Annotated in this window: 15 protein-coding genes; 9 read left to right on the top strand and 6 right to left on the bottom strand. The window is 66.6% G+C overall.

Going from position 1 to position 17,758, the window contains the following annotated elements; translation table 11 throughout:
* Positions 1-70: 70 nt before the first annotated feature.
* The 4 genes from AC04PT_RS08415 to AC04PT_RS08400 form a co-directional block, all read right to left on the bottom strand.
* On the bottom strand, positions 71-460 hold the full coding sequence (locus tag AC04PT_RS08415) for a DUF3307 domain-containing protein (protein WP_482873206.1): 390 nt from the start codon (positions 458-460) through the stop codon (positions 71-73).
* Positions 457-1,305, bottom strand: a complete 849-nt coding sequence (locus AC04PT_RS08410) for a class I SAM-dependent methyltransferase (protein ID WP_482873205.1) — start codon at positions 1,303-1,305, stop codon at positions 457-459. The genes AC04PT_RS08415 and AC04PT_RS08410 overlap by 4 nt, the downstream gene beginning before the upstream one ends.
* Before the next feature lie 8 nt (positions 1,306-1,313).
* Positions 1,314-4,577 carry an adenylate/guanylate cyclase domain-containing protein gene (locus AC04PT_RS08405; RefSeq protein WP_482873204.1) on the bottom strand — a complete coding sequence of 1,088 codons (3,264 nt, stop codon included), beginning with the start codon at positions 4,575-4,577 and terminating at the stop codon, positions 1,314-1,316.
* Positions 4,578-4,707: 130 nt separating this feature from the next.
* A complete protein-coding gene (locus AC04PT_RS08400; protein WP_482873203.1) occupies positions 4,708-5,907 on the bottom strand; it encodes an ROK family protein in 1,200 nt (399 codons plus the stop codon).
* Between the two features lie 171 nt (positions 5,908-6,078).
* Here AC04PT_RS08400 and AC04PT_RS08395 point away from each other — a divergent pair, with 171 nt between their 5' ends.
* From AC04PT_RS08395 to AC04PT_RS08380, 4 genes are all read left to right on the top strand, one after another.
* Positions 6,079-7,098: a substrate-binding domain-containing protein gene (locus tag AC04PT_RS08395; RefSeq protein WP_482873202.1), complete on the top strand. Its 1,020-nt coding sequence runs from the start codon at positions 6,079-6,081 to the stop codon at positions 7,096-7,098.
* Between the two features lie 265 nt (positions 7,099-7,363).
* A complete protein-coding gene (locus AC04PT_RS08390) occupies positions 7,364-8,431 on the top strand; it encodes an ABC transporter permease (protein WP_482873201.1) in 1,068 nt (355 codons plus the stop codon).
* Entirely contained in the window at positions 8,431-9,204 is a 774-nt protein-coding gene (locus AC04PT_RS08385; protein WP_482873200.1) for an ATP-binding cassette domain-containing protein, read from the top strand. The genes AC04PT_RS08390 and AC04PT_RS08385 overlap by 1 nt, the downstream gene beginning before the upstream one ends.
* A gap of 279 nt (positions 9,205-9,483) precedes the next feature.
* On the top strand, positions 9,484-10,842 hold the full coding sequence (locus tag AC04PT_RS08380) for an FAD-dependent oxidoreductase (protein ID WP_482873199.1): 1,359 nt from the start codon (positions 9,484-9,486) through the stop codon (positions 10,840-10,842).
* A 90-nt stretch (positions 10,843-10,932) separates the two neighbouring features.
* On the opposite strand, the gene AC04PT_RS08375 is transcribed toward AC04PT_RS08380, so the two are convergent.
* Positions 10,933-11,835, bottom strand: a complete 903-nt coding sequence (locus AC04PT_RS08375; protein ID WP_482873198.1) for a LysR family transcriptional regulator — start codon at positions 11,833-11,835, stop codon at positions 10,933-10,935.
* An 89-nt stretch (positions 11,836-11,924) separates the two neighbouring features.
* Between AC04PT_RS08375 and AC04PT_RS08370 the strand changes: the two genes are divergently transcribed.
* The 4 genes from AC04PT_RS08370 to msrA all read left to right on the top strand — a co-directional run bounded on the left by AC04PT_RS08370 (position 11,925) and on the right by msrA (position 14,740).
* Complete coding sequence (locus tag AC04PT_RS08370; protein ID WP_482873197.1) at positions 11,925-12,131, top strand: hypothetical protein; 207 nt, start codon at positions 11,925-11,927, stop codon at positions 12,129-12,131.
* A 113-nt stretch (positions 12,132-12,244) separates the two neighbouring features.
* A complete protein-coding gene (gene xylB, locus AC04PT_RS08365) occupies positions 12,245-13,711 on the top strand; it encodes a xylulokinase (protein WP_482873196.1) in 1,467 nt (488 codons plus the stop codon).
* A 76-nt stretch (positions 13,712-13,787) separates the two neighbouring features.
* Positions 13,788-14,237, top strand: coding sequence for a peptide-methionine (R)-S-oxide reductase MsrB (gene msrB / locus AC04PT_RS08360; protein ID WP_482873195.1), 450 nt, complete (start codon positions 13,788-13,790; stop codon positions 14,235-14,237).
* Positions 14,234-14,740 carry a peptide-methionine (S)-S-oxide reductase MsrA gene (gene msrA, locus AC04PT_RS08355; protein WP_482873194.1) on the top strand — a complete coding sequence of 169 codons (507 nt, stop codon included), beginning with the start codon at positions 14,234-14,236 and terminating at the stop codon, positions 14,738-14,740. Before msrB ends, msrA begins: the two co-directional genes overlap by 4 nt.
* Before the next feature lie 19 nt (positions 14,741-14,759).
* Here msrA and AC04PT_RS08350 read toward each other — a convergent pair whose 3' ends face one another.
* Complete coding sequence (locus AC04PT_RS08350) at positions 14,760-16,124, bottom strand: COG3904 family protein (RefSeq protein WP_482873193.1); 1,365 nt, start codon at positions 16,122-16,124, stop codon at positions 14,760-14,762.
* A gap of 99 nt (positions 16,125-16,223) precedes the next feature.
* Here AC04PT_RS08350 and AC04PT_RS08345 point away from each other — a divergent pair, with 99 nt between their 5' ends.
* A complete protein-coding gene (locus tag AC04PT_RS08345) occupies positions 16,224-17,699 on the top strand; it encodes a protein adenylyltransferase SelO (RefSeq protein ID WP_482873192.1) in 1,476 nt (491 codons plus the stop codon).
* Positions 17,700-17,758: the final 59 nt, after the last annotated feature.

Raw genomic sequence — 17,758 nt, 5'->3', positions numbered from 1 at the left:
GGCCCCGGCTTTACAACGCCGCGCCGCCAGTTGGTAGTGCGATTTGACCTCGGGGAAGCCTGTCGCCCCGTCAGCCGGCCTGCCCGACCGCGATCAGCGCCATGGCGAGGTAGGTCACCTGATGCAGCCACTGGTCGGCGCCGAAGGCGTACCAGTAGCGGGCGTCTGTCGGGGTGGCTTCGTGGCGGCGGTTCCAGCGTTCCTTGCCCCAGTCGACGTGGTAGTGCACCAGCGTCTCGGCCGCCGTCAGCGCCAGCGCCGCGACAGCCCCAAGACCGAGGGCCAGCAGGATGACAAGGCTCAGCCCGCCGTGCAGGCCGGCATGGAGCAGCCCGCCGGGGTGCCCGTAGGTGCCCTTATGGGCCAGCATGTTGCGGGTCTGGAACAGGAAGTCGGCGGCGAGATGCTTGCACTGGAGTGCCAGCAACAGGCCGAGCAGCCAGAGCGCCTCACCGGTCATGACGCGACGGCGCGGTAGAAGGTCATCGACGCGGGCAGGCAGACCGAGCCGTCGGAGCGGGCGAAGCGGCCAAAGGCGTCGCGGATGGCCCGCGCAATCTGAAGTTGACTTTCCGAATCCGGGCCCTTCAGCCGATAGAGGGTCGAGATCGGGCCGACATATGAAATGGACTGCATGAGCGCCTCCAGACCGTCGGGGTGCCGGATGGCGATGTCCTCCTGCCATCCTTCCACCATAGTATACCCTGCGCGGGTCAAAATCCCTGTAACATAAGTCACATCCGCGAAGGCCATGGGTCCGGGCGGCGGCGCATCGCCCGCCGGGGCCGGGGGCAGCGGGCCGAGGTGCCGCTCGGCCACGGCGATCGGCAGAGAGAACCATGGATTGTCGCCGGTGCCCCACCCGTTGAAGGCGATCACGCCACCGGGCCTGAGGGCCGCGCGGATGCGGGAGAGCGCCTGCACCGGTTGGCCGAAGAACATCATGCCGATCTGGGAGGCGCAGGCATCGAAAGGGGTTTCGTCGAGGGGATCGGTCTGGATGTCGAGCTTGCGGAAGCTCAGAGCGCCCTGCCCTGCCGCGCGACGCCGGGCCAGCGCCAGCAGCGGGTCCGAGACATCGAGCCCGAGCACCCTGCCCTGCGGACCGACCGCCTGCGCCAGTTCGAGACCGAAGGTGCCGGCGCCGGAGCCGATCTCGAGCACGCGCGCGCCGGGGGCGAGTGGCAACAGATCGCGCAACCGGGCGCGGGCATCGCGAAGAAACAGGTCGAGCGCGGCGTGATTCCGCGCCCAGTCGTGGCCGGCCTCGCCGTTCCAGATCTCATGCGTCAAGCGGTTGTCCATGGGGGTGGTTAACGCGACCGGACGACCTCTTCCAGAGCGGCGCGCGCCTGATCGACCTCGGGCGCGCGCAGATTGGCGGGCAAGCTCCGCAAGGCCGCTTTGAGCGCCGGTTTGCGCGCGGCGTCGATCCGGGCGGCCGAGGTGAGGGTGCGCAGCAGGCAGAAGCGTGAGCTTTGCAGCCGCGCCAGCGCGGCCGAGGCGTCGAGCAGGCGCAGCGCGCCGGTCCGGTCGCCACGATGGGCCAAAAGCTCGCCATGGACGCGCAGGATCTCGGGGCGGACGAGATCCTCCTGGCTGCGGTCGAGATGGGCCATGGCGGTCTGCGAATAGGTCCAGGCGTCGTCCATGCGGCCCTGGGACTGGCAGATCCCCGCCATCAGCGAGAAGTACAAGGGTTGCAGCATCTGGCTGCCGGAGGAGGCATATTGGCGGTGGCCTTCCTCGATGATCTTCCAGCCGTCGCCGGCGGCGCCCTGACGGCAGAGCGCCCAGCCCCAGAGGATGCGGCCGACACCGGCGTGGAACGGAAACTCGTAGCGGTCGGCGTGCATCGCGGCGCGCTGGGCGGTGGGCAGCAGAAGGTCCCAGTCCTGCATCAGGTGATAGGTGAAGGACGCGAAGGTGAGCGAGCGCGCCATCGAGAACGGGTGCCCCACCTCGGCCGCGGTGTGCAGCATGTCGGCGCAGCAGCGGCGCGAGGCGTCGGGATCGCCGAGATACCACAGCGTCGCGCCGAGGTAAGCCATGCAAGCGAGGCCGGGATCGTCGCCGTAGAGCGCCGCGTTCCCGCTGCCGGTGCCCGAGGCATAGCCGGTGATGGCGGTTTCGAGATGGGTGCGCGCGGTGTCGAGCTTGCCGATCATGAAGGCGGTGGCACCAAGCGCGCGACTGGCTTCGAGCCTTGAGGCCGCGTCGGCATCGCGGGCCAACGCCAGCATCGCCTGAGCGTCCTGTTCGGCATGGGCATATTGCGCGCTCATATGGTGGAACAGCCAGAGACCGCGCCGTGCCGCGAAACGATCATCGGGGCCGCCGACCCGGCCGGCCAGCGTCGCGGCCTCGGTATAGAGCGCGCCGACGCCCTCGGCGCCGTAGCCATCGTGCGCCGAAAGCACCGGGCCGAGCGCGCGCAGCAGCGTCAGGCGCCGGTGGTCCTGCAGGTCGACGCCGGGCAGGTGATCGAGCAGATCGAGCGCGCGGCGGTAGTGGTCCATCGCCTCGCGCAGCGCGGCACGGTTCACGGCGCGATCGCCGGCCTCGGTCCAGCGGGCGATGGCTTCGGGAAAGCGGTGGGCCTCGGTCAGGTGGTGGGCCAGTTCGCGCGGGTCGGTGGCCGCGTCCTGCGCCAGCCGGTCGGCGATGCGGCCGTGCACCTCGCGGCGGCGGGCACGAGGCTGGGACTGGTAGGCGACCTCCTGGATCAGGGCGTGGCGGAAGATGTAGCGGTTGGCGCGGTCGCCCTGCGGTTCGATCAGGCGCAGCGCCACCAGTTCGGCCAGTTCGGACGTCAGCCGACCGGGACCGGCGGGCATGACCGCGGCCAGCAGCCCCGCATCGAAGACCCGTCCGATGCAGGCCGCGACCTGGGCCACGTGCCGGGCGCTGCGAGCCGAATCGAGCCGGGCCGAAAGCACGCCCTGGAGTGTGGCGGGAATTTGCAGGGTGTCGGTCGAGGAGGATGCCGTGACGCCGCGTTCGATGACGTCGCGGGTCAGTTCGGTGATGAACAGCGGTACGCCGTCCGTGGTATCGACGATCCTGTCGCGCGTCCGCGCATCGGGCAGGCCGTCTTCGGCCAGCCGGTCGACCATGCGCAGGGCGGCGGGGCGTTCGATGCGGCTGAGCGCCAGTTCACGGGCCTGGGCGTATCCTTCCCAGGCCGGGCGGATGCCGGGACGGGCGGTGGCGAAGATCATCAGCGGCAGGTCGGCGCAGGTTTCGGCCAGCGTCGCCAGCAGCCAGTCGGTCTGCGGATCGCACCAGTGCACATCCTCGATCAGCAGCAACTGCGGGCCCTGCGCGCAAAGCGCGCGCAGGTCGTCGGAGATCGCGCGGAACCAGGCCGCGCGGCGGCGCGCACCGCTTTCGCCGGTGGGCAGCGGCGCGAGGTCGAGCAGGTCGCCCAAGTCCTCCAGGTAGGTGGACGGCGGCAGCCCGACGCGCTGCGCGAGGTCGGAAAAGGCCGCCCGGCGGCTGTCGAGCGACGCCTCTGGCAGCATGCCGGCCCGCTGGCAGAGCCAGGCCACGAAGGGATAGAGCGTGGCGTTGTCGTTGTAGGGCCAGCAGTGCAGTTCATGCGCCGCCGCCCCCGAGGCCCGGCACTGGTGCAGGAAGTGGGCGGCAAGGTGGCTCTTGCCGATACCGGCCTCGCCGACCAGCCTGACCATCTGCATGCCCTTGCCCGTGGCCGCGTCCTGCCAGATGTCCGCCAGTTGCGCCATCTGCGCCTCGCGGCCCTCGAGCGGGAGGGCCGGCGCTTGCCTTGGTGTCAGCCCGCCCGGAGCGCGCTGACGCCCAACGGAGTTGAGCCGCCAGACGCCGATCCGCTCGTCGAAGCCCTTGATGCGGTGGGCGCCGGCATCGGTGCTGGAGAAGCCCGAGGCGGGCAGCAGCGCGGCGGTGGCGGCATCGAGCAGGACCTCACCGGGAGCAGCCATCTCCTCGAGCCGGGCGGCGAGGATCGGCGTGCGGCCGAAGACCGTGTCGACCGACCCGGTGCCGGCAGCCAGCTTGCGGCCAACGAAGACCACCCCGGTGGCCATGCCCACCCGCACCTGAAGCGGCTTGCCCGATGGGCCGGTTATCTTCGCGGCCGCGCACAGCAGCGCCTGCGCGGCATGTGCGGCGCGCTCGGGCGCATCCTCGTAGGCCTGCGGCCAGCCGAAGTAGACCATCACACCGTCGCCGAGGTAATTGCCCAGCGCCCCGCCCCATGTGCCGACTTCGGCGCGGATCGTTTCGACGAAGCCGGTCACCAGCGCCTGCAGATCCTCGGGGTCCATCATCGTCGACAGGCCGGTGAACCCGACGATATCGCAAAACAGGACGGTGATCTGGCGGTGTTCCCCATCGTCGGGAGAGGGCACCGGCGGGCCGACGCGGAGGTTGGCCGCGGCCTTGAGGAAGCGGCGGCGCGCGCCGAGCGGAAGGCCGATTTCACGCAGGTCGTCTTCGGTCAGCGTCCCGAGGATGTCGGGGCCGATGTCGTGCGCGGCGAAGCGGGGACCGTAGGTTTCCAGTCCGTGCTCGCGCAGCCAATTGTCAACCTGCACTCGTGCCCCCTAGGCAGTCTGGCGCCCCATACCCTGTTCCGAAACAATACCCTTAAAAGCACTTAGGTTACAGGGGTGCGCGAAAACTTGCGATATGTACCAATGTCGTATTGGCAGCCTTTTGCGCGGGTCAGGCCGCGCCGCTGAGACCGCCGGAGCCGAGGAAATATCGCGATGCGATGGGTCGGTAGGCGGCGCCCAGAACGCGGGCGTTGGCGCCCACCTGTCCCTCGGCGATGATCGGGCGCAGAACCCCGACGGTGCCGATCTGATCGGCCTTTTCGGCGGTGCGCCGGGTGAGGCGGTCGCGGACCGCCTCGGGGAAGGCGCCGTCGATCAGGACGGCCTCGAAGTCGATGACGGCACAGCAGCTGAGCGCCGCCATCGCAAGATCCTGCGAGGCGGTTTCGATCCACGGCCCGAGCTGGTCTTCGAAGTCGGACCAGTCGGCGCCCTGCGCCCAGAGCTGCCGAGGATCGCCACCGGCATCGCGGATCGCGTTTTCGAGGCGGAAGATCGAGGCAACGTCGAGCAGCTGGGTTGCCGCGCCCTTGGCATTGCGGCTCATCAGCGAGCCGAGCGCGCCGGCGTTGCCGCGATGGCCTTCGAAGACCGTGTGGTTCATCACCACGCCGCCGCCGGCGAAGGCACCGATGAAGAAATACGCGTAGTCGCGGAAGTCGCGGCCGCGGCCGAAGGTGTTTTCGGCATAGCAGGCCGAGGTGGCGTCATTGATGACCGAAACCGGAAGGTCGGAGAAGCGGGCGGTTTCCTGCGCCATGTCGATGCCCTTCCACGATTGGTAGTCGCGGGCGTCGGCGCCGATCACATCGTAGCTTTTCCAAAGCTCCGAGGGCGCGGCAATGCCGATGCCGGAGATCCGGGTCTGCTGGACGGATGGCAGAGCATCGACCATCTCGGCCAGACCGTCGCGGAGGAAATCGAAGACCGCGGTGGCATTGGGGAACCTGTAGAACAGCTGCTTCTGGGCGCGGACCTTGCCGGTCAGGTCCATCAGCGCGAGGTCCGCCGTGCGGCGTCCGATCTTGAGCCCGACCGAGAAGGCACCGGCGGGGTTGAGTTGCATCGGGATGCGGGGCTTGCCGACGCGACCGCGCTGCGGATCGCCCTTGATAAGGACACCGTCGGCTTCCAGCGAGCGCAGGATCACAGAAACCGTCTGTGCCGAGAGACCCGCCTGCCGTGCGATGTCGCTTCCCGGCAGGGCCCCCATGCGCTGGATCATGCTGAGAAGCAGGCGCTCGTTGTAGTCCCGCACCCCGCTTTGGTTCACGCCGCTGCTGAAGCTTCGGTTGTGTTCCTGCGTCATATGCCCGGTCCTCCTGCCTCAAATTTTACACGCGTCAATTAATAAATCAACCTGACTTATTAATTGACGCCGCGTCGCGAATCGTGTTTTATCATTGTACTCGCTCACCATGGGCGAGTTGGGAGAACCGGTCCAGTGATCGGTACTATATTATGTCTTTGGGAGGACAGAATGAAAAAGCTTCTTATTGGTACAGCCATTACGTGTGCGGGCTTTGCCGGCGCGGCATCCGCCGGCAGCCATTCGATCTCGGCCTGCCTGATTACCAAGACCGACACCAACCCGTTCTTCGTGAAGATGCGCGAAGGTGCCACCGCGAAGGCCGAAGAACTTGGCATCGAGCTGAACTCATATGCCGGCAAGGTCGACGGCGACAACGAGACCCAGGTCCAGGCGATCGAGACCTGCATCGCCAACGGCGCCAAGGGTATCCTGATCACCGCCTCCGACACCTCGGGGATCGTGCCTTCGGTGCAGCAGGCGCGTGACGCGGGTATTCTGGTGATCGCACTCGACACACCGCTCGATCCGATCGACGCTGCCGACATGACCTTTGCCACCGACAACTTCCTTGCCGGTGAGCTGATCGGCAAATGGGCCGCCGCCAAGCTGGGCGACGAGGCCGCCAATGCCAAGATCGCGATGCTCGACCTTGCCATCAGCCAGCCCACCGTGGGCGTGCTCCGCGACCAGGGTTTCCTGCAGGGCTTCGGCATCGACCTGAAGGACCCCAACAAATGGGGTGACGAGGACGACGCCCGCATTGTCGGCAACGACGTGACCCAGGGCAACGAAGAAGGCGGCCGCCGCGCTATGGAGAACTTGCTGGCCACCGATCCGTCGATCAACGTGGTCTATACCATCAACGAACCCGCCGCCGCGGGCGCTTATGAGGCGCTGAAGGCGATTGGTCGTGAGAATGACGTGCTGATCGTCTCGGTCGATGGTGGTTGCCCCGGTGTGGACAACGTTGAGGCCGGCGTGATCGGCGCGACCTCGCAGCAGTATCCGCTTAAGATGGCCTCGCTGGGTATCGAGGCGATTGCAGCTTTCGCCGAGAGCGGCGCGAAGCCGGAAGCCTCGGAAGGCAAGGACTTCTTCGACACCGGTGTCGCGCTCGTGACCGATGAGGCGGTGGACGGCGTCGAGTCGATCTCGGTCGAAGAGGGCAAGGAGCTCTGCTGGGGCTGATACGGGACCGCCGGGCCGTCCACGCGCGGTCTGGCAGTTCGGGGGTCCGGCACCGGACCCCCACCCGCCCCAGACGTGATCCGGGGCCATCGCCCGCAGCCGGCCACGAGGGCCCGGATCAGGTCCGGGACGCGGCGCAGCCACGCGGCGATTGACGCAACGGCACCATTCCACGCAAGCTGACACAACCCGGGGGCGCGCTGCCTGCCCGTCCCCGTTTCTGTTTCCGAACGCCAAGCGTTCCATTCCATTCCGGGAGGCATCCATGTCCAATGCGGACAATTACGAAGCGGCCACCAGCGGGGCGTCGAGCGACGTCGCCTCGTTCGATGCGCCGCACAAGGGCTTCGTGGGCCGGTTCCACGACATCCTGCACTCTACCCCGGCGCTGGTGCCGCTGATCGTGCTGGTTGCCGCCACCGTCATCTTCGGGCTGGTGCTGGGCTCCAAGTTCTTCTCGCCCTTCGCGCTGACGCTGATCCTGCAACAGGTGCAGATCGTGGGCGTGCTGGCGGCAGCGCAGACATTGATCATCCTGACGGCGGGGATCGATCTGTCGGTGGGGGCCATCGCGGTGCTCTGCACGGTGGTGATGGGCAAGGTGTCCTTCGACTATGGCATGCCGCCCTTCATCGCGGTGATCGTGGGCCTTGTCGTGGGCACCGGGATCGGCGCGGCGAACGGCTGGCTGGTCAGCCGCATGAAACTGCCGCCCTTCATCGTGACGCTGGGCATGTGGCAGATCGTGCTGGCGGCGACCTATCTCTATTCCGCGAACGAGACGATCCGGTCGCAGGATATCGAGGCCGAAGCACCGTTCCTGCAATTCCTCGGCACCACCTTCGACGTCGGCGGGGCGCGCTTCACGCTGGGCGTCTTCCTGATGATCGGGCTGGTGGCGGCGTTGGCCTATGCGCTGCGCTCCACCGCCTGGGGCCGGCACGTCTATGCCGTGGGCGATGACCCCGAGGCCGCGCAACTGGCCGGTGTCGACGTGCACAGGACGCTGATGTCGGTCTACATGCTGGTGGGTTTCATCTGCGCCTTGGCGGGCTGGGTGATGATCGGGCGGTTCGGTTCGGTCTCGCCTTCGGCTACGACCGGAGTGATCGGCAACATCCAAGCGATTACCGCCGTGGTGATCGGGGGTATCTCACTGTTCGGCGGGCGCGGCTCGATCCTTGGCGCGTTCTTCGGGGCGCTGATCGTCGGGGTGTTCGAGTTGGGGCTGCGCATGGCGGGGGCCAATCCGCAGTGGACCTTCCTGCTGATCGGCGCGCTCATCATCGCGGCCGTGGCCGTGGACCAGTGGATCAGAAAGGTGACCGCGTGATGCAACCTATTCTCAAGGGAACGAACCTCGTCAAACGCTATGGCAAGGTGACCGCGCTGGATCATTGCGACTTCGAGCTCTATCCGGGCGAGATCCTCGCGGTGATCGGCGACAACGGGGCCGGCAAGTCGACGCTGATCAAGGCGGTGTCGGGGGCAGTGATCCCCGACCAGGGCGAGGTCGAACTGGACGGCAGGCCGGTGCACTTCCAGTCGCCGATCGACGCCCGCAAGGCCGGGATCGAGACGGTCTATCAAACGCTGGCGATGTCGCCCGCGCTGTCGATTGCCGACAACATGTTCATGGGCCGCGAGATCGTGCGGAAGGACTTCATGGGCAAGTGGTTCCGCAAGCTCGACAAGAAGGAGATGGAGCGCTTTGCCCGCGAGAAGCTGAGCGAGCTGGGCCTGATGACGATCCAGAACATCAACCAGGCGGTCGAGACGCTGTCAGGTGGTCAGCGCCAGGGTGTGGCGGTGGCGCGGGCGGCGGCCTTCGGATCGAAGGTGATCATCCTCGACGAACCGACGGCGGCGCTGGGGGTCAAGGAAAGCCGCAAGGTGCTGGAGCTGATCCAGGACGTGAAGTCGCGCGGCATCCCGATCATCCTGATCAGCCACAACATGCCGCATGTGTTCGAAGTGGCCGACCGGATCCACATCCACCGGCTGGGCAAGCGGCTTTGCGTGATCGACCCGAAGGAGCACACGATGTCGGATGCCGTGGCCTACATGACCGGCGCCAAGGTTCCCGAAGGCGCGGTGGCGGCCTGAGACCGGCCAACCAACGGCAAGGACCCCGACTTTAAACGGGCCCCGTACGGTTGGTCAGCCTTTGGTCGGGACGACGGCATATCCCACGATGGCTCCCGAAGGTTCTTCGGGAGCCATCTGTCTTTGAGGTCGACTGTACGGGGCGACGCGGCTGTTCGCCGCTGCTGCACAAACAGCTGCTTTCCTTGGCTGTTTCTTACCCCGGGTGTTGCTAAACGGTGGGGGAAGCGCGAGCACGGCGCATAGCCGGAAATCCTATCCTTGTGAGTGAGGCAAGAAATGCAGATCACTGAGCCTTCCCGCCAGATTGATGTCGTACATCGCACGGATGTCCTGGTTGTCGGCGCAGGCCCCGGAGGCCTGGCGGCAGCCCTGGCTGCGGCGCGCTCGGGGGTGGATGTCACGCTGGTGGAACGTTTCGGTTGCTTTGGTGGCAACATCACCACCGTCGGGGTCGAGGGCTTTGCCTGGTACCGCCATGAAAAGACCATGGAAGCAAACGGTATCGGGCGCGAATTCGAAGAGCGGGCCAAGGCGATGGGCGCCGCTGTTCCTGAAGCGCAGTCCCTGAGCTACGAGCTCGACAGCGAAGGGTTCAAGGTGGTTGCAGATCGGCTGGTCGAGGAAGCTGGCATAACGCCGATGCTGCATCGCCTGTTCGTCGCGCCGATTATGGAGGGCGACCGGGTTATCGGCATCATCACGGAATCCAAGGCGGGGCGCGAAGCCATCCTTGGCAAAGTCGTGATCGACGCAACAGGCGATGCAGACATCGCCCACCGCGCCGGGGCGCCGGTGACGCATCCTCCTCGGGAAGAGCTGCAAGCCGCGAGCGTCATGTTCCACGTCGCGGGGGTGGACAAGGCAAGGTTCATGGAAGACGTGCGCGCGAACCCGCAAACCTATTCGGATTGGTCAACAGGCGAATGGACGGTCGAGACCGACGGTAAGGAAGACGAAATGTTTTCGCCCTTCCTCAAGAAGCCGTTTGAAGCCGCGCGCAAGGCCGGGGTTATCCCAGCGGATCTGACCACCATCGCGGGCACCTGGGGTGCGGTGCACGATAGCGGTGAGATGACCTATATGAACCTTGTCCATCTGGACAATTGCGATGGGACCGACCCCAAGGATCTTACTCATTTCGAAATCGAAGGTCGCCGGCAGGCGATGATGGCCATCGAGGCATTGCGCCGGTTTGCACCCGGATGCGAGGGCGTCCGCCTGCGCAACTTCGGCATGACGCTGGGGGTGCGGGATACGCGCAAGATCGATGCGGCTTACAACATGACGGAAACCGATGTGCGTCATGAGGCGCGGTTCGAGGATAGTATCGGCATCTACCCGGAGTTCATCGACGGCTACGGGATCCTCATCTTGCCGACGACGGGGCGCTACATGCACATTCCCTATCGATCGTTGCTGCCCAAGAAAATCAAGGGATTGCTGGTGGCAGGACGTGCCACCGGAGGGGACCGCATCGCCCACGCCGCCACGCGCAACATGGCGTGCTGTGCGGTTGCGGGCCAAGGTGCGGGTATTGCGGCAGCCCAGGCCGTGAAGTCGAAATCGGAATTGGATGGCGCCGATCTTGGTGCCATTCACAAAGAGCTTGACCGACAGGGCGTACGCAGGCTGTGACACGGAGAAAATCTCGCTGAACTGCTGGACGGTCGTGCGAACTGCAATTGCCGTGTCTCAGGGCGCTGAGAAGTGCCGGACCGGGGCCTTTCATTCCGAGCGGTCGAATAAGGCCCGGAACCGCGGCGCGAAGAACCTGGCAAAGGCCTTCACCTCGGGGCGCTTGTAGGCTTCGGGCGAGATCACCAACCAGGCGGACACCTCGGTCTCAGCGGGCGGGTCGAAACAGGGCACCAGGTCGGAATGGTCGGCAGCCAGCAACAGCGGCAAGGGGCCGATGCCCAGCCCGGCAAGCACCGGCCCGACCAGGCTTTCGGGATCGCTGCTGCGAGAGACAATCTGATCGGGCGCGATCCTGTCTTTCAGCCAATCGCTGATGCCATGGGTCAGGCTCGCATGATCCAGCACCACGAAACGGTGCCCGGCGAATTCCGACACATTTCTCGGCAGCCCGTGGGCCACGGCATAGGCCCGTGACGCATAAAGCGTTGAAACCACGCGCGATAGCTTGGTGCAGATCAGGCGTTCGTCGGTGATTTCGCGGGCGAAGCGCAAGCCCACGTCGGCCTTGCCGGCGCAGAGGTCGACCACCTCGTGTGTCGAGATGAACTCGAACTCGGTTCCCGGGCGCAGCGCTTTGAATTCCGACAGGATCGGGGCGAATTTCGCGGAATGGTTGGCCGCGGGAAAGGTGATGCGGATCGGGCAGAAATCCACGCGCCGCGCATTCTGGGCGATGTCGCACAGGTGGCGCGCGGCCTGCTCCATTGCCTCGGCCGCCGCCAATAGGGGTTGCCCCTGCGCTGTGAGGTGAAACCCCCGGGTGTCGCGTTCGAACAGGTCGAGCTTCAGCGCCTGTTCCAGCGCCTCGATCCTTCTGGCCACGGTGGGTTGCGCCATGTTGAGCACCTTCGACGCGGCCAGTGTCGAGCCGTGGCGGGCCACGGCCAGAAACACCCGCACGTCCGACCAGTTGGCGAAATCGCTCTTCATTCATGAAGACCAGCACAACGCGCCAGTGAATTCCAGAATTATGTGACCTAGCGTAAGCTTTCAGGGCACCTGGCTGAGGAGGACCCGCAATGACCACCCTGACACTCACCCCGACGATCTGGACGCGCCTCGGCGCGATCCTGCAAACACACGATGCCCCTGCCCCGGCGGAGGATGCCGAGGACGCGCGGTGCCGCCGCGACTTCATCAGCGACGTTCTGGATCGTGCGCCCGAAGCCTTCAGCTCGGAACTGGACTTGCAGACCATGATGCAGGCCTGCCCGGACGGTTGGTGAGACGAACGCTTTGCGGAAGTAGTCCGGCGCGTCCGCAGCGACCGCCGGAGGCCCGGTTGCGAAGGGCCGGCGCAGGCCGCTAAGGTGGCTCGATAGGTTGCGCAGGGCCCTCCATGTATCTCGGTATCGATCTCGGCACCTCGGCGGTCAAGGCGTCGCTCGTGGGCGACGACCTTGGGCTGGTGGGCAGCGCCTTGATCCGCCTGACCACGCAAAGCCCGCGACCGGGGTGGAGCGAGCAGAACCCGGCGGACTGGCAGGCGGCGACCGTCCAGGCGGTGCGCACCCTGGCCGAGTCGCAGGACCTGAGCGGGGTGCGGGGGCTGGGCCTTTCGGGGCAGATGCATGGCGCGGTGCTGCTGGATGCCGGGCAGAGCCTGTTGCGCCCGGCGATGCTGTGGAACGACAGCCGCGCCGCGGCGGAGTGCCAGCAGCTGGAGAGCAAATACCCCGAACTGGCCACCATTGCGGGCGTGCGACCGGCGCCGGGGTTCACCGCACCGAAGATCGCATGGCTGGCCCGGCATGAGCCGGAGGTGCACCGGCGGATCGCCACGGTCTGCCTGCCCAAGGACCATCTCGGGCTGTGGTTGCACGGGGTGCATGTCACCGACGGCTGCGACGCGGCCGGCACATGGTGGTTTGATCAGGCGGGGCGGCGGTGGTCGGATCGGCTCTGCGCCGCCACCGCGACCGATCCGGCATGGCTGCCGCAGGTGCAGGACGGAACGGACGTGGCCGGCATGCTCCGCGCCGAGGTGGCCGAGGCCCTGGGGCTGCCTACCGGTCTGCCGGTGGCCACGGGCGGCGGCGACATCGCGGCGGGCGCGGTGTCTGTCGGCGCGGTCGAGCCGGGGCGTGGGTTCATCTCGTTGGGGACATCTGGGCAGCTTTTTGCCGCCACAGACGGGTATCGGGCGGCGCCGGAGACCGGGCTGCATTCCTTCGCGCATTGCCTGCCGGGGCGCTGGTTCCAGATGGCGGCGATGCTGAACGGGGCGCGGCCGATGGACTGGTTCGCGGGCGTCACCGGGCAAAGCGTGGGCGACCTGCTGGACGAGGCGGAGGCCGCGCGCGGCGAGGTGCCGTTGTTCCTGCCCTACCTGACCGGCGAGCGCACGCCGCATGGCGACAGCCGCATTCGCGGGGCGTTCTACGGGCTGGAGGATGCCACCGACCGGGCAGCCATGATGCGCGGGATCGTCGAGGCGATCGCCTATTCCTTCTGCGATGCCGCAAGGGCGCTGGGCACCGTGACCGAGGTGCCGCAACCCCTGCTGGCCATCGGCGGCGGTGCGCGGTCGGACCTGCTGCTTCAGACCATTGCCGATGCCACCGGGCTGGCGCTGGTCCGGGGTGCGGGGGCCGAGACCGGACCGGCGCTTGGCGCGGCGCGGATGGCGGCGGTCGCGGTGGGCGACGCGGCGCTGGAGGACCTTGCGACATTGCCCGAGACCGACCGGGACTTCATGCCGCGCGGGGACCATGCGGCGCGGCATGCGGACCGGCTGGCACGATACCGGGCGCTCTATGAGGCGTTGAAGCCGCTGCGCCGCGACACCTTGCTCACGCCTGCGTGACGGGACTGACAGAAATTGGACTTGCGCGCACGCAGGCCCCACATAGCCGACAAGCACAAGACAGGAGGGAACCCCCGTGACATATCAGAAGACCGAAGACGCCCTTGCGCGGCTGACCCCCGAGGAGTTCCGGGTGACGCAGGAGAACGGCACCGAGCGGCCGTTCAGCGGACGCTACAACGATCACAAGGAACCGGGGATCTATGTCGATATCGTGTCGGGTGAGCCGCTGTTTGCCTCGTCCGACAAGTTCGAGTCGGGCTGCGGCTGGCCGAGCTTCACCAAGCCGATCGAACCGGCCCACGTCAACGAGCTGCGCGACACCACGCACGGCATGATCCGCACCGAGGTCCGCTCGGCCCATGGTGACAGCCATCTGGGCCACGTCTTTCCCGATGGTCCGCGCGACCGGGGCGGGCTGCGCTATTGCATCAACTCGGCCTCCCTGCGCTTCATCCACCGCGACGACATGGAAGCCGAAGGCTATGGAGATTATCTGGATCAGGTCGAGGAGGTGAACCAATGACCAAACGCGCCGTACTTGCCGGGGGCTGCTTCTGGGGCATGCAGGATCTGATCCGCAGGCTGCCAGGGGTGACGGACACCCGTGTCGGCTATACCGGGGGCGATGTGCCCAACGCCACCTATCGCAACCACGGCACCCATGCCGAGGGCATCGAGATCACCTATGACCCCGAGCAGATCAGCTATCGCCAGGTGCTGGAGTTCTTCTTCCAGATCCACGATCCGACCACGCTGAACCGGCAGGGCAACGATGTCGGCATGAGCTATCGCTCGGCGATCTACTATGTCGACGACGAACAGAAGGCCGAGGCGCTGGACACCATCAAGGATGTCGAAGCCTCGGGGATCTGGCCCGGCAAGGTGGTGACCGAGGTCGAGCCGGTGGGCGATTTCTGGGAAGCCGAACCGGAGCATCAGGACTATCTGAAGCGCTTCCCGGGCGGCTATACCTGCCACTTTCCGCGCAAGCACTGGGTGCTGCCGCGGCGGGACGCGGCGGAATAAGCGCTGGCCTGCGGGTGGGTCAGCCCCCCGCAGGCTGGAAGCAGAAGGTGTTGCCCGATCCGGTGTTGAGGTAGCAATCGGCGCCATCGGGGACGTCGGTCCAGACGCGATCGGCCGCGCGTCCGTTGATCTTGCTGCCGGTGCCGAGGATCTCGACCACTGTCTTGGCACCCGACGGCCATGTGAACGTCTCGAGGTGATAGCGGTTCAGGTCTTCTTGCACCCGTGTCTGGCTGTCGCGGGTGCAGGGATCGGAATCGCTGATCTTGCTGCCCCGCCGGACGCTGCAGGTGCCGCGCACGGATTCGCGGTCGGTGGGGTTGAAGTCGGCGACATCGCGCAGCGCCAGTTCGGTATCCGATGGACGCACCAGCGCGGCCAGCGGCGTGCGCGGGTCGAAGAAGCTGGCGGGCGAGGCTTCGAAGCCGATATCGTCTTCGCCGACGGCCACGCTGGCGAAGCTGCCGAAGGTGCCCTGTGCGTCCTCGATCGCCACGACGCCGGGGTGGGCCCAAAGACGGCACACCATCGCCCCTTCCTGACCGAAACCCTCCATCTCGACGCGGAGGCTGTCGCCCTCGTTGCGGATCGACGGGCGCGAACCCCAACGATCGGAGGGCGACGGATCGAAGCCGAAGCCATTGGTGGCCAGCCGGTCGCCGACCCAGCCGTAATAGACGTTGCAGGCATTGGAGGCAGCCAGCGGCGTGATCGTTTCGGGGCGGTAGGTGCCGGTCACCGGGATCAACCAGCGCCCGGCCTTGTGGACGGTATCGACGTAGAAGAATTCGTCCGGCGGGGTCTTGAGCATCTCGGCCAGCAGCGTCTGGGAGAACTTCATGTCGCTCATCCGGGCCATCACCTGCCCTAGTCCGGCGACCGCGATCTTGTAGGCCTTGTTGACCTGCGCTTCGGAGTAATTGCCTGCCGCGACCTCGAGCGAGGGCGCGTGAAAGCCCAGCCGCCCGCCGGCGTGCAGCTTGCGGTTGGCGACGGTGCCGGCGTCGCTTTCGGTGGCGTGAGAGCCGGCCATGAAGACCACCGCGCAGGCCGAGAGGCACTCGGCCCCGCGCGGGATGGCGGTGCCCATGCGCGAAAAGATCGCGTCGACGATGCGCACCGCCTCGGCGAAGGAGCCGCCGGGGCTGTCGAGACAGAGGCGGCTGTCGGCGTCCAGTTCCTCGGGAAAGCTGCGGCCCTTGGCGCGGCGAACCTTCTCGGTCTCGATCCAGGCGTCGATCTTCTGCGCATCGCCGGTTTCGATCACCCCGGTCAACCGGGCCACACAGCCCATGTAGGGATCGGAGTAGGCTTCGATCGTGGCGGAGTGCGACGCCGAGGCAACAATGAGTGCGAGGCAGCCCAGCAAGGTTGCGAATTTCATCAGGTTCCTCCGTCGCAGTGCGGGAACAGAGTTCCGCAGGCCGGTGTTCTCGTCAAGAACCCCTTGGAATTCCCCGCGAATGACCACACTTTGTTGGGCATGACACATCAACCGCCACGATTTGCCTTCGACAACAGCTATGCGCGCGAGCTGGATGGCTTCTATGTCCCCTGGGAGGGCGACAAGGTGCCCGAGCCGCGCATCGTGCTGCTGAACAGCGCGTTGGCGCAGGAACTCGGGCTTGATCCGGAGGCGCTGGACAGCGACGCGGGGGCGGCAGTGCTGGCCGGGGCGATGACGCCGGACGGCGCGGTGACGCTGGCGCAGGCCTATGCCGGGCACCAGTTCGGCGGTTTTTCGCCACAGTTGGGCGACGGACGCGCGATCCTGCTGGGCGAGGTCATCGACGCCACGGGCGCGCGGCGCGACATCCACCTGAAGGGATCGGGTCGGACGCCGTTTTCGCGCGGCGGCGACGGCAAGGCGGTGCTGGGGCCGGTGCTGCGCGAGTTCGTGATCGGCGAGGCGATGCATGCGCTGGGCATACCGACGACGCGGGCCCTTTCGGCGGTGACCACGGGCGAGACCGTCTTTCGCGAGGGGCCGAAGCCGGGCGCGGTGCTGGGCCGGGTGGCGGCGTCGCATCTGCGGGTCGGGACGTTCCAGTTCTTTGCCGCGCGGGGCGAGCATGACAAACTGCGGCAATTGGCGGACTACGCCATTGCGCGGCATGACCCGGACCTGACCGGCGACGACCGGTATCTGCAATTCCTGCGGCGGGTGATCCGTCGGCAGGCAGAGCTGATCGCGGCCTGGATGCAGGTGGGCTTTGTTCACGGCGTGATGAACACCGACAACATGACGATCTCCGGCGAGACAATCGATTATGGACCCTGTGCCTTCATCGATGAGTACAGCCCGAAGGCGGTGTTCTCGTCGATCGACCATGGCGGACGCTATGCCTTTGGCAACCAGCCGGTGATCGCGCAATGGAACCTGGCGCGGCTGGCCGAGACTTTGCTGCCGCTGATCGACGACGATCAGGACGAGGCGATCCGGATGGCCACCGCCGAGGTGCAGGACTTCCTGCCGGTTTACACCGAGTGTTGGCTGGCGGGGACGCGAGCCAAGCTGGGGCTGGCGACGGTCGAGGACGGCGATATCGGTTTTGCCAATGCGCTGTTCGCCGCGATGGAGGGCCAGCGCGTGGATTTCACGCTGTTCTTCCGACGGCTGGCCGGGGCGATCGCGGGCGAGGATGCCCCGGTGCTGGCGTTGTTCGACGACAGCGCCGCGATCCGCGAATGGCTGCCACACTGGCGCGACCGGCTGGCGCGCGAAGGCCGTGACCAAGCGGAGGTGCGGCAGGCGATGGATGCGGTGAACCCGGCCTATATCCCCCGCAACCATCTTGTCGAAGCTGGATTGCAGGCCGCCGAGGAGGGCGACATGGACCTGCTTACCACGCTGATGGACGTTCTGCGCGACCCCTTTACGGACCGCGACGCACTGGAGCTTTACGCCGGCCCGCCGCCCGCGGATTTCGGGCCCTACCGGACCTTTTGCGGCACCTGACCCCTTGAAAGAAGATTACACCGACGCGGGTTGCCCGCGATGAAAGCGACTGGAGCATA

This window comes from Litorisediminivivens sp. KMU-197 (assembly GCF_056858395.1).
The sequence above is the reverse complement of the archived record's forward strand: the minus strand, read 5'-3'. Positions and strand labels throughout refer to the sequence as shown.

What these genes read in the sequence shown, in the direction of transcription:
- AC04PT_RS08375 (WP_482873198.1), bottom strand. Translation starts at nt 11,835, where the DNA reads ATGAAGAGCGATTTCGCCAACTGGTCGGACGTGCGGGTGTTTCTGGCC.
- AC04PT_RS08345 (WP_482873192.1), top strand. Translation starts at nt 16,224, where the DNA reads ATGACACATCAACCGCCACGATTTGCCTTCGACAACAGCTATGCGCGC.
- AC04PT_RS08395 (WP_482873202.1), top strand. Translation starts at nt 6,079, where the DNA reads ATGAAAAAGCTTCTTATTGGTACAGCCATTACGTGTGCGGGCTTTGCC.
- AC04PT_RS08390 (WP_482873201.1), top strand. Translation starts at nt 7,364, where the DNA reads ATGTCCAATGCGGACAATTACGAAGCGGCCACCAGCGGGGCGTCGAGC.
- AC04PT_RS08415 (WP_482873206.1), bottom strand. Translation starts at nt 460, where the DNA reads ATGACCGGTGAGGCGCTCTGGCTGCTCGGCCTGTTGCTGGCACTCCAG.
- AC04PT_RS08370 (WP_482873197.1), top strand. Translation starts at nt 11,925, where the DNA reads ATGACCACCCTGACACTCACCCCGACGATCTGGACGCGCCTCGGCGCG.
- AC04PT_RS08350 (WP_482873193.1), bottom strand. Translation starts at nt 16,124, where the DNA reads ATGAAATTCGCAACCTTGCTGGGCTGCCTCGCACTCATTGTTGCCTCG.
- xylB (WP_482873196.1), top strand. Translation starts at nt 12,245, where the DNA reads ATGTATCTCGGTATCGATCTCGGCACCTCGGCGGTCAAGGCGTCGCTC.
- AC04PT_RS08385 (WP_482873200.1), top strand. Translation starts at nt 8,431, where the DNA reads ATGCAACCTATTCTCAAGGGAACGAACCTCGTCAAACGCTATGGCAAG.
- AC04PT_RS08410 (WP_482873205.1), bottom strand. Translation starts at nt 1,305, where the DNA reads ATGGACAACCGCTTGACGCATGAGATCTGGAACGGCGAGGCCGGCCAC.
- AC04PT_RS08380 (WP_482873199.1), top strand. Translation starts at nt 9,484, where the DNA reads ATGCAGATCACTGAGCCTTCCCGCCAGATTGATGTCGTACATCGCACG.
- msrA (WP_482873194.1), top strand. Translation starts at nt 14,234, where the DNA reads ATGACCAAACGCGCCGTACTTGCCGGGGGCTGCTTCTGGGGCATGCAG.
- AC04PT_RS08400 (WP_482873203.1), bottom strand. Translation starts at nt 5,907, where the DNA reads ATGACGCAGGAACACAACCGAAGCTTCAGCAGCGGCGTGAACCAAAGC.